This is a genomic window from Spirochaeta thermophila DSM 6192, assembly GCF_000147075.1.
Taxonomy (GTDB): Bacteria; Spirochaetota; Spirochaetia; order Winmispirales; family Winmispiraceae; genus Winmispira; species Winmispira thermophila_A.
Map to the genome: position 1 here is coordinate 1 of NC_014484.1, position 13,214 is coordinate 13,214.

The 13,214-nt window shown below is 56.7% G+C and carries 14 protein-coding genes; all 14 read left to right on the forward strand.

Annotation, left to right across the window (positions count from 1 at the left end; all coding sequences use genetic code 11):
• The first annotated feature begins 100 nt into the window (after positions 1–100).
• The 14 genes from dnaA (at position 101) to metK (ending at position 13,196) form a co-directional block, all read left to right on the forward strand.
• Entirely contained in the window at positions 101–1,459 is a 1,359-nt protein-coding gene (gene dnaA, locus STHERM_RS00005) for a chromosomal replication initiator protein DnaA (RefSeq protein ID WP_013312818.1), read from the forward strand.
• 192 nt (positions 1,460–1,651) lie between these two features.
• Positions 1,652–2,755: a DNA polymerase III subunit beta gene (dnaN, locus tag STHERM_RS00010; protein WP_013312819.1), complete on the forward strand. Its 1,104-nt coding sequence runs from the start codon at positions 1,652–1,654 to the stop codon at positions 2,753–2,755.
• A gap of 4 nt (positions 2,756–2,759) precedes the next feature.
• Entirely contained in the window at positions 2,760–3,851 is a 1,092-nt protein-coding gene (recF, locus tag STHERM_RS00015; RefSeq protein ID WP_013312820.1) for a DNA replication/repair protein RecF, read from the forward strand.
• Entirely contained in the window at positions 3,835–4,284 is a 450-nt protein-coding gene (locus STHERM_RS00020; protein WP_013312821.1) for a DciA family protein, read from the forward strand. Before recF ends, STHERM_RS00020 begins: the two co-directional genes overlap by 17 nt.
• A gap of 84 nt (positions 4,285–4,368) precedes the next feature.
• Positions 4,369–5,607 carry an IS256 family transposase gene (locus STHERM_RS00025; RefSeq protein WP_013312822.1) on the forward strand — a complete coding sequence of 413 codons (1,239 nt, stop codon included), beginning with the start codon at positions 4,369–4,371 and terminating at the stop codon, positions 5,605–5,607.
• 102 nt (positions 5,608–5,709) lie between these two features.
• The gene (gene rpmH / locus STHERM_RS00030; protein WP_013312823.1) at positions 5,710–5,865 is read left to right on the forward strand and encodes a 50S ribosomal protein L34; all 156 of its coding nucleotides are present in this window, start codon (positions 5,710–5,712) and stop codon (positions 5,863–5,865) included.
• Entirely contained in the window at positions 5,846–6,205 is a 360-nt protein-coding gene (gene rnpA, locus STHERM_RS00035) for a ribonuclease P protein component (RefSeq protein ID WP_041623055.1), read from the forward strand. The genes rpmH and rnpA overlap by 20 nt, the downstream gene beginning before the upstream one ends.
• Positions 6,129–6,410 carry a membrane protein insertion efficiency factor YidD gene (gene yidD / locus STHERM_RS11385; RefSeq protein WP_013312824.1) on the forward strand — a complete coding sequence of 94 codons (282 nt, stop codon included), beginning with the start codon at positions 6,129–6,131 and terminating at the stop codon, positions 6,408–6,410. Before rnpA ends, yidD begins: the two co-directional genes overlap by 77 nt.
• 18 nt (positions 6,411–6,428) lie before the next feature.
• Positions 6,429–8,150, forward strand: a complete 1,722-nt coding sequence (gene yidC, locus STHERM_RS00040; protein ID WP_013312825.1) for a membrane protein insertase YidC — start codon at positions 6,429–6,431, stop codon at positions 8,148–8,150.
• A gap of 11 nt (positions 8,151–8,161) precedes the next feature.
• Complete coding sequence (gene jag / locus STHERM_RS00045; RefSeq protein WP_013312826.1) at positions 8,162–8,830, forward strand: RNA-binding cell elongation regulator Jag/EloR; 669 nt, start codon at positions 8,162–8,164, stop codon at positions 8,828–8,830.
• 12 nt (positions 8,831–8,842) lie between these two features.
• The gene (gcvH, locus tag STHERM_RS00050; RefSeq protein ID WP_013312827.1) at positions 8,843–9,229 is read left to right on the forward strand and encodes a glycine cleavage system protein GcvH; all 387 of its coding nucleotides are present in this window, start codon (positions 8,843–8,845) and stop codon (positions 9,227–9,229) included.
• A 36-nt stretch (positions 9,230–9,265) separates the two neighbouring features.
• Positions 9,266–10,591, forward strand: a complete 1,326-nt coding sequence (locus tag STHERM_RS00055; RefSeq protein WP_013312828.1) for a UDP-glucose dehydrogenase family protein — start codon at positions 9,266–9,268, stop codon at positions 10,589–10,591.
• Entirely contained in the window at positions 10,588–12,003 is a 1,416-nt protein-coding gene (gene ahcY / locus STHERM_RS00060) for an adenosylhomocysteinase (RefSeq protein WP_013312829.1), read from the forward strand. Before STHERM_RS00055 ends, ahcY begins: the two co-directional genes overlap by 4 nt.
• Before the next feature lie 26 nt (positions 12,004–12,029).
• Positions 12,030–13,196, forward strand: coding sequence for a methionine adenosyltransferase (gene metK / locus STHERM_RS00065; protein WP_013312830.1), 1,167 nt, complete (start codon positions 12,030–12,032; stop codon positions 13,194–13,196).
• Positions 13,197–13,214: the final 18 nt, after the last annotated feature.

Here is a 13,214-nt window from a genome sequence, read left to right on the forward strand (position 1 = left end):
CTGGATCTCTACAAAGCGCCGTTTTTATGGTATACTTACGTTTGTTTCATTCCTGTATGTGATGTGGAAAATTTGTGGATAACATGCGAGGGAATACGTGATGGAACATGCCTGGGATTACAGCATCGTATGGAAGGAAACGCTCAATCTCCTGAGGGGCGTCCTCACCGAACAGGAGTTTCGCCTCTGGTTTTTCGAGGTGGACTACTACGACGGATCGGAGGAGACCCTCAGGATCAGGGTCCCTTCCTCTTTCGTCCGGGATCAGATCAAGCAGCGGTATCAGAGGCTCATAGAAGACAAGTTCTACGAACTCCTCGGAAGGAAACTCCTGCTCGATTTCGTAGTGGAAAAAAGGTCCCTCGCGCAGGAACGACCTGTTTCCTCTTCCTCCCCTCAACGGGAGATTCCGAAGGAGAGACCACCCCATCCCCAGCTCCGTCGAGACTATACCTTCGAGAATTTCGTGATCGGTGAGAACAACGCATTCGCAGCGAACGCAGCACTCGCGATTGCAAAGAATCCCGGAACGGCCTACAACCCGTGTCTCATCTATGGAGGAGTCGGCCTGGGAAAGACACACCTCCTCCAATCCATCGGGAACTCGGTGTATGGGGAATTCCATAACCTCAAGGTGGTGTACGTCACCGCAGAGGAATTCACCAACGAATTCATCGCCTCGATCCAGAACAAGGAGACCCACAAATTCAAGACGAAGTACCGAAACGTGGACGTGCTCCTCATCGACGACATCCACTTCTTCATGAACAAGACCGAAACCCAGGAGGAACTCTTCCACACCTTCAATGCACTCTACGATGCCAACAAACAGATGGTGTTCACCTGTGACCGCCCGGTCTCCGAACTGAAGAACATCAGCCATCGCCTCAGGAGCAGGTTCGAGCGGGGTCTCAATGTCGATCTCCAACCTCCTTCGTTCGAGACCAGGTATGCCATTCTCAAAAAAAAGATAGAACAGAAAACCGTCCACATCCCCGACGAGGTCATCACCTTCATCGCCGAACACGTCACCACAAACGTAAGGGATCTCGAAGCCGCACTCACCAAGCTCATCGCATACGCCGAGCTCGTACACAGAGATATCACCATCGATATCGCAAAGTCACAGCTCAAGGACATGTTCACGACCACGAAACAGACGAACATCACGATAGATCTCATACAGAAGGTCGTGGCCGACTACTTCGGGATCACACAGAGCGACCTCAGAAACAAGAAGAGGACCAGGACGGTGGTCTTCCCTCGTCAGATCGCCATGTACATCGCAAGGGAGCTCACTGAATACTCGACCACGGAGATAGGAGAATACTTCGGTGGCAGGGATCACACCACCGTGATGTATGCCATACAGAAGATAGAATCGAAAATGAGGACGGATCCGACTCTCGATACCATCATCGCCCAGCTCATCAGAGAGGTCCAGGAGGGTACGAAATAAGAGGTGGTATTTTTATGGAATTCCTGTATATAATCTCGAGACGTGTGGAAAACCGGACAGACGGTGGAAAAAGGGAGATGAGCAAGAGAATTGTTTTTTATTCCAATATAAAAAGATACAGCATTTTCCACAATTCTCCGTCCTCTACTATTACGACTACTAGAATTTATATCTTATAGAAAGGAGAGGGTCATGAAATTCACCTGTGAACGAGATGAACTCATAAAGGACATCTCACTCGCACAGGACATCATCGCGTCGAAAAATGCCTTGTCGATACTCGCGAATGTCCTCCTTGTGGCGAAGGACTCGAGGCTCACCATCAGGGCCACGGATCTCAAGGTGGGGTTCGAGACGAGCAGCCCTGTGGAGGTCTCGAGGGAAGGTGCCACCACGGTCTTCTGTGACAAACTACTCGGTATCCTGAGGTCACTCCCCTCCGGAGCGGTCGAGTTCGAGCTCGATGAACACGATTCCCTCCACATAAGAACCGTTTTCAAGAAGATCAATTTCACATTGAAGACCATCTCCCCCGACAAGTATCCCGAGATGCCTCTCCACGGAGATTCGTACTTCTCCATACCTCAGAGCGATCTACTCGAAATGATATCCCATACGGTCTTCGCCGTGTCGGATGATGAGACGCGCTACTTCATGAACGGGGTGTTCGTTGAGAAGGGAGAGAAAGGGCTCACAATGGTGGCTACCGATGGACGGAGACTCGCCTATATCGAAAAAGGGGTGGATGGTGGCGTTCCGGATTTCAACGGAGTGATCATCCCGCCGAAGATCCTCCATCTTGCGAGGAAACTCCTCCCCGGTGAGGGTATGGTCGACGTCGCGATCGGAGAGAAACATGTATTCCTCAGATACGGGGATGTCTACCTCTCGAGTAACCTCATAGAGGGAAATTTCCCCGCCTACAGGCGGGTCATACCTGAACAGCAGGCGCACTCCTTTACGCTCCAGAGAGAGGAGTTCCTCGAGGCATTGAGACGGGTGTCCCTCCTCGTCGAACAGAAGTCACGGAGGGTTTTCCTCACGGTGAAAGAGGGGGTGCTCGTGGTGAGTTCCGAGGAGACCGATCTCGGGGTGGCACAGGAAGAGATCCCCGCGCAGTATGCCGACGAAGAGGTCACCATCGCCGTCAACTACCTCTACCTTCTCGAACCGCTCAAGGTCATGACAGAGGAGCAGGTCGAGATCGCCTTTACCGAGCCGAGTCGAGCCATCACGGTCCGGCCGGTGCCGGAGAGGGAGTTCTTCCACATCGTCATGCCTATGCAGCTCGATTGAGGATATGTTCCTCACCATCGGTTCGGAGGGGTTCCGCAATATCGTCACGGGGACGATCGACGTGGGAGCCCCTGTGGTCGTGTTTGTCGGCGAGAACGGTCAGGGAAAGACGAACATTCTCGAACTCGTCTACCTTCTCTGCTATGGTGTTTCGTTCCGTACACGACAGAATACCTTCCTGATAAGGAGGGGACGGAGCTCCTGCAGGGTCCATGGAGAATTCAGAACCGAGGAAGGATACATACTACCCATACTCGTGGAGATAGGTCCCACCTCCAAGGAGATATTCCTCAACGAGAAGAAGATAGCGAACAGGAAGGAACTGTTTTCCATTTCTCCATGTATCGTATTCGCGCACGACGACATCCAGTTCGTGGTAGGGTCGCCGCTCCTCCATAGGCAGTTCATGAACCAGATCCTCACCCTGGTGGATCCTCTCTTTCTCGACTCTCTCAGGACGTACAACAGGATACTCACCTCTCGGAACGAGGCCCTCAAGGAAGCCCGGGAGGATCTTTTGGATGTGTACGACGACCAACTTGCCGACATCGCTCATCAGATCACGGTAAAACGCGAGCGAATGATGGATGCCTTTTCTTCGATCCTTCGGAGTACGTGCGAGGAGTTCGGATTCTCAGGGAACGTGTTCGATGTCTCGTACCGTGCTTCACTGAAGGGAGACGGAAAAGAGGAGTTGATGCGGATCCTCAGGAGTGAGCGCACGCAGGATCTGATGGTGGGGTTCACGCGACGCGGTCCCCACAGGGACAGGCTCGTCTTTACCATGAACGGACATCCCGTCCCCGACTATGCTTCCACAGGAGAGATACGTCTGCTCTCCCTTTTGCTCAGGGTGGCGCAGACCACATATGTGCGGGAGAGTACGGGCAAGACCCCCATCCTTCTCTTCGATGATGTGCTCCTCGAGCTCGATCCTTTGAAGCGAAGACGGGTCGTAGAGATGATTCCTCATGGGAGACAGAGTTTCTTCACATTCCTTCCGGAAGAGCCCATCCTCCAGGTACTTGGAGGAGGAAGGAGTCTGGTGTATCATGTAGTCGAAGGACGGATCGTTCCGGATGAAACGAGCCAGTGAACTCGTGCGCGCTCTTCTCTCCCATATCGCCCCCGAGCAGGGTGAAATGTATCTTCGTTTCTTTCACATGTGGAGACGGATCCTCGGGGAACGTCTCGCGTACCACTGCAGGATCGAGGACGTAGAGAAAGGTGTCGTGAAAGTCGTCGTCGATCACCCGGCATGGCTCGCCGAAGTACACTTCAAAGAGAGGTATATACTCTCTCGATTACAGAAAGACTTCCCCTCGCTGGGGATACGCCGCCTCGAGTTTCGGGTGGAGCCCACGATGACCCCTCGGTCCTCACAGGACCAGGTTCGTACGCAGTCCTCCGAGGGGACGGAACCGGTGGAGGTCGAGGAGATCCATGCGACGGAGACCGAGCGGATAAAAGACCCTCATCTGAGGGAGGCCCTCGAGCGATTGAGAAAGACCCTCTCCCGGGGCCTGTAACATCGAGTGTTGAAAAACGCGGGAAAAAAAGATAAGGGGTATCTCCCACCACACTAATCCTTTATTTCAAGGAGGAGATACCCCATGAAGCGCGGCAAGACACGCGCACTGACTGAGACACAGTATACCCTCTCTGGCCTCATGAAGCAAGTGGAGGCCCAACTCCGGGAGGAAGTGCGCCACACCTACAAGACGTACCTGGAGCACCTCCTTGAGACACTGAGAGAGGAGGCAGTGGGACGACCGCGATATGCACGAGGGGAGGCTGAGAAGCCACCGTACTACCGGTACGGCTACAGGAAGTGGAAGAGTGTGCAGACCCCATGGGGGCCGATCGAGGAGGTACGCGTGCCCCGGATCCGCACCGGCGGGGGGAAGGAGGTGAAGCTGGTCGCCTATGAGCAGAGGCTCGTGGCCCTCACCGAGCAGCTCCTCCTTGGGTATGTGGGAGGGATGAGCGCGCGGAGATATGCCATCCTGTTACGGGAGTTAGGGATAGGCGAGGCCCACCCTCAGACGATCTTACGGATCATAAAGCGTCTTCGTGAGGAGAAGGAGCGGTGGCGGAGGCGGCCGCTTAGTGGGGTGAAGGCGCTCGTGCTGGATGGGGTGTGGGGAAAGCTGAGGGGAAAAGGGAGAAGGGGGCTGGTGATCTTGAGTGCCGTGGGGGTGAAGGAGGACGGGTCTCATGAGCTACTCGACTGGGTCGTTGCGGAGCGGGAGGAGCGAGCGAGCTACGAGCGACTGCTTACCAGGCTCTATGAGCGGGGGCTTCATGAGGTGGAGCTGGTGGTGGCCGATGAGGCTGAGGGGATCTGGCAGGCCGTGGAGACGGTGTATCCTGAGGCGAAGAAGCAGGTATGCCTCTGGCACCTTGAGCGGACCCTTGAGCGGACGCTCCTCAATGAACTGAGAGGTAAGGAGAAGAGGCACGTACAGGAGATGCGGCGGGCATTTCGGGATGCCTACCGGAAGCTTTTGGCGGCACGAGAGAAGGAGGAGGCGGAGAAGGCCCTTGAGGGGTTCTGGAAGGAGTGGGGAGCCCGTGCGCCGCGGATGAGTGCCGCACTCCTGTGGCGGAAGGACCGACTGTTCTCCTATCTGGAGCTGCCCTATGAGTGGAAGGAGAAGGTGAGGACGAACGCCCTTGTGGAGAACCTCTTTCGGCACATGAGAAGCTTTCTGCGGAGGTATCCTGGGTATATGAGCCGTGCCCATGCGGATGAGGCGGTAGGCCTCTACGTGGTGGGTATGCAGATACACTCGCAGTGTGGGAGACGCACCCCTTATCAGCTCCAGCTCAATTTCAACACTCCTCCTTGACAGAGCCCTCTCCCGCCGCGCCTTGACGTGATCTCTTCGTGTTTTTATACTTGAACGACCAGATCGAATGATATTTCCATTTGGAGTGGAGGATATACCTTTATGAAGAGGACGTATCAGCCCAGCAGGGTGAAGAGAGTGAGGAAGTTCGGTTTCCGTGCCCGCATGAAGACGAAGGGTGGACGTCTCGTCCTGAAGAGGAGAAGGGCAAAAGGAAGAAAGAAACTCACCGTCTCAGATGAAAAGAAGCCTTACTAAGAAAGAGCGCCTTGCAAGGCCCAAGGATATTCAGCGCCTGTTTCTTGAGGGACGGAAGGTTAGAGTAAAGGGTGCGGGTCTCACGTTCATCGAGAATGGACGTGACTACTCTAGGATCCTGTTTGTGGTCCCCAGGAGCATAAAAAGTAAGGTGGAACGTAATCGTCTCAAGCGTGTGGCGAGGGAGTGCGTTCGCCTCCAGAAGGACCTTCTACCTCCCGGATATGATCTGGCGCTCATTCTCTTTCCCGGAGACTATTCATATGAAGCACGGATGGAGCAGTTCCGCTCCCTTCTCAAAGCGGCAGAGCTGGTGGGTGAGATGGATCGCATTTCCTAGGAAGCTTCTCGTCCTCGTCATCAGACTCTACCAACGGTTTGTCTCCCCTGCATTTCCTTCCCGTTGCAGGTTCTATCCCACGTGTTCACACTATACCATCCAGGCGCTCGAGAAGTATGGCCTGGTGAAGGGACTGTCTCTGGGGATAAAGCGTATAAGCAAGTGTCATCCTTTCCATCCTGGTGGATACGATCCAGTGCCCTAAGAGAGGAGTATATCGAGTATGGAACGAAATGTGGTGATCGCAGTGATCCTTTCCGCCGTGGTGATCATTGTAAGTGCAGTGATCAATCAGATGCTTTTCATGTCGCAGGTTCCTCAGGTCCCCGCCCCTGTGGAAGAGGAAGTCCTTTCAGAGACGCCCACACCTCAGGCGACCTCCTCACAGGAAGGGTCGTCTCTCCTCTCGGAGGGACTTCCTTCCGGTCTTTCCGTGGAGGCGCTCCTCCCCGCGGAGGATCGCGAGGTGGTCTACCGCTCCCCGCTCATGGAGGTGGTGTTTTCGTCCAGAGGGGGGACGGTACGGTCTCTCAAACTCCTCACCCACAGGGATGGGGAGGAAAGTGTCGAGATGGTCTATCGCCCCGAAGGGGGGCGGAACGCCTTTTCCCTCTCGATAGGGAAAGGGGATCTCCTCCTCGACGTGCCGTTCCAGGTGAGGAGGCCGGACGAACGGACGGTCGAGTTTTTTCAGGATGTCCGGCTCAGCGGGCTTCCTCCGTTCAGGGTGACGAAGAGGTATCGGTTCTATCCCGAGGAGTATCTCTTCGACCTCGAAGTGGAACTCGTCAACTCCGAGAACAGCTCCCTTCCTCTGAACTTCGAGGGCGTCATGTACACGCTTGACACCGGTCCCCAGATAGGTCCTCCGTTCGCCGCCCTCGATCGTTACGGCGAGTACAGGAAGTTCTTCTATTTCCTCAACGGCAAGAGGAAGGAGGTCCGTCTCGATCCCGGGAAGATCTCCGAACTCGAGGAGGGTGATCCCACATGGGTCGCCATCTCGGGGAAGTACTTCACCCTCATCGCGATTCCTCTCTTGCCGCAGTATGATGTGGCCTTTTCCACCGTAGTCGAGGGTGATCTCCCACTGGGATCGACCGTCTACCTCTACAGACCGGCGGCGAGGAGCGCACGGATCACCGATCTGTATCGTTTCTACGTGGGGCCAAAGATCAGCGGGGAACTCTCGAAATACAACAAGAAGAACGAGAACAGCGCCGGTCTCTCAGAACTCCATCTCGAGAAGGTGGTCGACACCTCTCTTCTGGGATGGCTCGAAGGGATCCTCAAGTTCTTCCTGCAGATTTTCTTCCGGATCATCCCGAACTATGGGGTGGCCATCATCCTTCTCACGCTCTTTGTGAAGATCCTCCTCTTTCCCCTCACCCACAAGTCGTATGAGTCGGCGAGTAAGATGCAGCAGCTCGCGCCGAAGATGGAGGAAGTCAGAAACCGCTACAAGGATGATCCCCAGCGGATGAACCAGGAGCTCGCGCTCCTCTATCAGAAGGAAGGGGTGAATCCCCTGGGCGGGTGTCTCCCTCTCCTCCTCCAGATACCCATCTTTTTCGCCATGTACGGTCTCTTCAGCTCCCATTTCGACCTTCGGGGGGCGACGTTCATCCCGGGATGGATCGATGACCTTTCGGTACCGGAGAGCGTATTCCACTTCGATACTCCGCTTCCTCTCCTGGGATGGACCGATATCCGGCTCCTTCCGCTCATCCTTGTGGTCACCCAGATCATCTCCACGAAGATCACGCAAGGCGCCTCCTCATCGTCACAGAACCAAGTCTTCATGTATGTCCTCCCGGTGGTGTTCCTCTTTATCCTGTACAATGCGCCCGCGGGGCTTCTCGTCTACTGGGTGGCCATGAATATCTTTACCATAGCCCAACAGCTCTACATCAACAGAGTGATGAAGCGAAAAACCTCAGACTAAGGAGATCTCATATGGTACAGGAATTTGAAGGCAGAACCGAGCAGGAGGCCCTGCAGCGGGCGATAGAGAGCCTGGGGCTTGTGAGAGAGGAGTTCGACGTGGAGATCGTGGAGGAGCAGAAACCCAGGCTCTTCCGACCTGGAAGGGTGGTGATCAGAGTTCACGTGCCGGATGGAAGCGATGCGAGCAGGAAAGAGAGGCGTGGCGGGGCTCCGCAGGTCGGACTCGAACGGCACCTGGTGGCGTTTCTGGAAGGGATCACCGAGCGGATGGGCTTCCCTTCGAGGGTGAAGGTGAAGGAGCGCTCGGAAGAAAAGCTCGTCCTGGTACTCGAATCGGAGTATTCGCACATTCTCATCGGAAAGAAGGGCAAGAACCTCGATGCCCTCCAGGTGCTGGCCAATGTGATCGCCTCCCGTGACGGGGGGAGTTCAGTGAGGGTGGTGTTGGACGCCGAGAACTACAGGGAACGTCGCCAGGAACAGCTCGTCCAGCTCGCCAAGAGGGTAGGATACAAGGTGAAGAGGACGAAGCGATCCGTGTTGCTCGAGCCGATGAATCCCTTCGAGAGGAGGCTCATCCACACCACCATAAGCGGCATTCCAGGTGTGGCGACGAAGAGTGAGGGAGAGGGGCTCATCAAACAGGTGAGAGTGTACTATACTGACCAAAAACGCTGAAGGAGGGCGGGTATGGAATTCAGAGACGACGTGCGATATGCGAGCACCCATGAGTGGGCCCGGCGTGAAGGGGATGTGGTGGTGTGCGGTATCTCCGACTATGCCCAGGACAGCCTTGGGGATGTGGTTTTCGTCCAGCTTCCCGAGGTAGGTGTGGTGAAAAAGAGGGGTGAGGCCTTCGGGGTGGTGGAATCCGTGAAGACGACGAGCGATGTGCACATGCCGGTCTCGGGAAAGATCGTGGAGATCAACGAGACCCTCAAGGAGAGACCGGATCTCCTCAATACGTCGCCTTTCGAGGAGGGGTGGCTCGTGAAGCTCCAGCCCACCGATCCGGCTGAACTGGAGGAACTCCTCTCCGCGGATGACTATCGAAAGTATGTGGAAGAGGAGGAGTGAGCTCCGCACGCTCGCCTCTCATCGAAAGGAGTGCTCATGCCTATGAAGATAGCGGTGGTGGGGACCGGGTATGTGGGTCTCACCACGTGTGTGGGGCTCGCCGATTTCGGCAACCACGTAGTGGGGGTGGATATCGACCGCGAGAAGGTCGCCCGGCTTTCCGCAGGGGATCCGGTGATCTATGAGGCGGGACTCGAGTACTATCTGAGGGAGAATCTCGCCGCGGGGCGGCTCTCGTTCACCACCAGCATGAAGGAGGCCCTCCGGGATGCGGAAGTGGTCTTCCTTGCCGTGGGAACTCCTGAAAAGGAGAACGGGGAAGCGGATCTCTCCCAGATAGAGGCGGTCCTCGAGGAACTGGCCCCCCTGATAGACCACTATCTGGTGGTGGTGACGAAGTCCACGGTGCCCGTGGGAACGAACCGATGGATCCATGAAGAGCTCTCACGGATGGTCGATCCCCGGCTCTTCGATGTGGTCTCGAATCCCGAGTTCCTCAGGGAGGGAAAGGCCATTCAGGACTTCTTCCATCCGAACAGGGTGGTGATAGGGTACGAGAACGAGCGGGTGAAGGAGGTCATGCACGAGATCTACCGCCCGCTCTACCTCATAGAGACGCCCTTCGTGTGGTGTTCCTGGGAGACTGCGGAGCTCATCAAGTATGCGGCGAACGCCTTCCTCGCCACCAAGATCTCGTTTATCAACCAGGTAGCCAATCTCGCGGAGGAAGTGGGAGCCGATGTCCATGTGATCGCCAAAGCGATGGGGATGGACGGGAGGATCAGTCCGAAATTCCTCCATCCGGGACCGGGATTCGGAGGCAGCTGCTTCCCGAAGGACACGAAGGCCCTGGTGAAGATCGGAGAGCGGTACGGGGTGGACCTCTCGCTCGTGAGGGAGGTGATCCGAGCGAACGAGGCCCAGAGGGTGAGGATGGTCGAGAAGGCGAAGCGACTCCTGGGAGGCTCCCTCGAAGGTCGTCGCATCGCCGTGCTGGGACTCGCCTTCAAGGCCGAAACCGATGATGTACGTGAGACACCGGCGTATCCTATCATCCGGGCCATGCTCGAGGAAGGGGCGGTGGTGTGTGCGCACGATCCCCTCGCCATGGAGAACTTCAGGCGCCTCGTGCCTTCCATCGAGTACGCGGAGAACGAGTATGAGGCCGCACGTGGGGCCGATCTAGTCCTTATCTGCACCGAGTGGAATGAGTACCGCAATCTCGACCTCGAGCGGGTCGCGGAGCTCATGAGAGAGAGGAAGATCCTCGACACGAGGAACGTGCTCGATCCTGAACGGGCCAGGAAGACGGGTTTCGTCTATGAAGGTGTGGGACGAATACTTTTCAGGGGGAAACGATGATAGGAACCCATGATCCCTACCGGGTGAAGGAGATAGGACTCGCGGAGGCGGGAAGGGCCGCCATAGAGATGGCGGAGAAGGAGATGCCTGGGCTCATGGCGCTCAGGGAGAAGTACGGGGACGCCAAGCCTCTCGCTGGAGCCAGGATTTCCGGATCACTCCACATGACCGTGGAGACCGCCGTACTCATCGAGACGCTTCGTCTCCTGGGGGCGGAAGTACGCTGGGCGAGCTGCAACATCTACTCCACGCAGGATCATGCAGCGGCTGCTGTGGCGAAGGCAGGGATCCCCGTGTATGCATGGAAGGGGGAGACCCTCGAGGAGTATTGGGAGTGCACCCTCAACGCGCTCACCTTTCCGGACGGGGGAGGGCCCGATCTCGTGGTGGATGACGGGGGGGATGCGACCCTCATGATCCACAAGGGATACGAGCTGGAGGAGGGGTCGAGGTGGGTGGATGAGCCCTCGCAGTCGGAGGACGAACGGGCCTTGAAGGCACTCCTCAGGCGGGTGTATCAGGAGGATCCGCACCACTGGCATAAAGTGGTGGAGCGGTGGAAGGGTGTCTCAGAGGAGACGACCACCGGTGTTCACAGACTCTACATGTTGCAGGAACAGGGCAGACTATTGGTCCCCGCTATCAATGTGAACGATTCGGTCACCAAGAGCAAATTCGACAATATCTATGGATGCCGGGAATCCCTCATCGACGGGATAAAGAGGGCCACGGATGTGATGATCGCAGGCAAGGTGGCCGTGGTATGTGGTTATGGCGATGTGGGGAAGGGGTGTGCCCAGAGCCTCAAGGCCTTCGGCGCGAGGGTGATCGTGACCGAAGTGGATCCCATCTGTGCCCTCCAAGCGGCGATGGAGGGATATCAGGTGACGACGGTGGAGGACACCCTCGGTATCGCTGATATCTATGTGACCGCCACCGGGAACGTGCACGTGATCACGGTGGATCACATGGCGAGGATGAAGGATCAGGCGATCGTGTGCAACATCGGACACTTCGATGCAGAGATCGATGTGGCGGGCCTCAAGGCCGCTTCCGATATCGTGAGAACCGCGGTGAAGCCTCAGGTGGATCGCTATACCTTCCCGGATGGCCATTCCATCTATGTCCTCGCCGATGGGAGGCTGGTGAACCTCGGATGTGCGACCGGACATCCGGCCTTCGTGATGTCAGCTTCGTTTACCAACCAGGTCCTCGCCCAGATGGATCTCTGGCGGAACCGGCGGCGGTACGAGCGAAGGGTGTATCGTCTTCCGAAGAAACTGGACGAAGAAGTGGCTCGGCTTCATCTGGAGAAGCTGGGGGTGAAACTCACCAGGCTCACTCCGGAGCAGGCGGCCTACATCGGAGTACCCGAGGACGGGCCCTACAAGCCGGAGCACTATCGGTACTAGCGATGAAAACCAGAAAGGGAGAGGTCATGAGTCTGAGGCGATATCTTTTCAGTTCGGAATCGGTGAGCGAAGGGCATCCGGACAAGATCGCAGATCAGGTGAGTGATGCCGTGCTCGACGCATGTCTCGCCCAGGATCCCGAATCCAGGGTGGCCTGCGAGGTCTTCACCACCACCGGAATGGTGCTCGTGGGTGGGGAGATCGCCTCCCAGGCGCGCATCGACGTGCAGGAGCTCGTGCGTGAAGTGGTGAAGGAGATAGGGTACGACAGGGCGGAATACGGGCTCGACTACAGGAGTATGAGTGTGGTGAATGTGCTGCAGAAGCAGAGTCCCGATATCGCTCAGGGTGTGCTGGAGGGGATCGGCCTGTTCAAGGAACGAGGGGCTGGGGACCAGGGGATGATGTTCGGATTCGCCTGCGACGAGACACCGGAACTCATGCCCATGCCCATCATGTGCGCACACAGACTCCTCCAGCATGCGGCGAGACTGCGTAAAGAGGGGGTGATCCCATGGCTGCGGCCGGATGCCAAGAGCCAGGTCACGGTGGAATACGAGGGATGGACCCCGAAGCGAATCACCGCCGTGGTGCTCTCCCATCAGCACGACGACGGATTGGAATACGAAGAGATCAGAACGGTCCTCATCGATCAGGTCATCAGGCCGGTGCTCGAACCCACGGGACTTCTCGATGAGTCGACGGTCTACTACATCAATCCCACGGGGCGTTTCGTCATAGGAGGTCCCCACGGAGACACGGGCCTCACCGGAAGGAAGCTCATGGTGGACACGTACGGAGGGATGGCCCGCCACGGTGGGGGAGCCTTTTCAGGAAAGGATCCCACCAAGGTGGATCGTTCGGCCGCCTATATGGCCCGCTATATAGCGAAGAACATCGTGGCGGCGGGACTCGCGAAACGATGCGAGATCCAGGTCTCCTATGCCATAGGAGTCCCCCGTCCGGTCTCCATCATGGTGGATACCTTCGGAACCGGGGAGGTCTCCGATAGGGCTCTCGAGGAGGCGATAGACGGGGTCTTCGACCTCTCTCCCGAAGGGATCATCCGAACTCTCGATCTCCAGCGCCCTCTCTACAGGGCCACGGCGGTGTACGGGCACTTTGGAAGGGAGGAGTTCCCTTGGGAACGGGTGGACAAGGTGGAGGAGATACGGCGCGCAGTCGGAATGTGAGTATGGAGGCGTGCGCAT

Bases quoted from the DNA above. Each gene is read 5' to 3' on its own strand.
- rnpA (WP_041623055.1), top strand. From the start codon at position 5,846: ATGAAAAGAAGCCTTACTAAGAAAGAGCGCCTTGCAAGGCCCAAGGAT.
- dnaN (WP_013312819.1), top strand. From the start codon at position 1,652: ATGAAATTCACCTGTGAACGAGATGAACTCATAAAGGACATCTCACTC.
- jag (WP_013312826.1), top strand. From the start codon at position 8,162: ATGGTACAGGAATTTGAAGGCAGAACCGAGCAGGAGGCCCTGCAGCGG.
- dnaA (WP_013312818.1), top strand. From the start codon at position 101: ATGGAACATGCCTGGGATTACAGCATCGTATGGAAGGAAACGCTCAAT.
- STHERM_RS00025 (WP_013312822.1), top strand. From the start codon at position 4,369: ATGAAGCGCGGCAAGACACGCGCACTGACTGAGACACAGTATACCCTC.
- gcvH (WP_013312827.1), top strand. From the start codon at position 8,843: ATGGAATTCAGAGACGACGTGCGATATGCGAGCACCCATGAGTGGGCC.
- recF (WP_013312820.1), top strand. From the start codon at position 2,760: ATGTTCCTCACCATCGGTTCGGAGGGGTTCCGCAATATCGTCACGGGG.
- STHERM_RS00055 (WP_013312828.1), top strand. From the start codon at position 9,266: ATGCCTATGAAGATAGCGGTGGTGGGGACCGGGTATGTGGGTCTCACC.
- yidD (WP_013312824.1), top strand. From the start codon at position 6,129: ATGAAGCACGGATGGAGCAGTTCCGCTCCCTTCTCAAAGCGGCAGAGC.
- rpmH (WP_013312823.1), top strand. From the start codon at position 5,710: ATGAAGAGGACGTATCAGCCCAGCAGGGTGAAGAGAGTGAGGAAGTTC.
- STHERM_RS00020 (WP_013312821.1), top strand. From the start codon at position 3,835: ATGAAACGAGCCAGTGAACTCGTGCGCGCTCTTCTCTCCCATATCGCC.
- ahcY (WP_013312829.1), top strand. From the start codon at position 10,588: ATGATAGGAACCCATGATCCCTACCGGGTGAAGGAGATAGGACTCGCG.
- yidC (WP_013312825.1), top strand. From the start codon at position 6,429: ATGGAACGAAATGTGGTGATCGCAGTGATCCTTTCCGCCGTGGTGATC.
- metK (WP_013312830.1), top strand. From the start codon at position 12,030: ATGAGTCTGAGGCGATATCTTTTCAGTTCGGAATCGGTGAGCGAAGGG.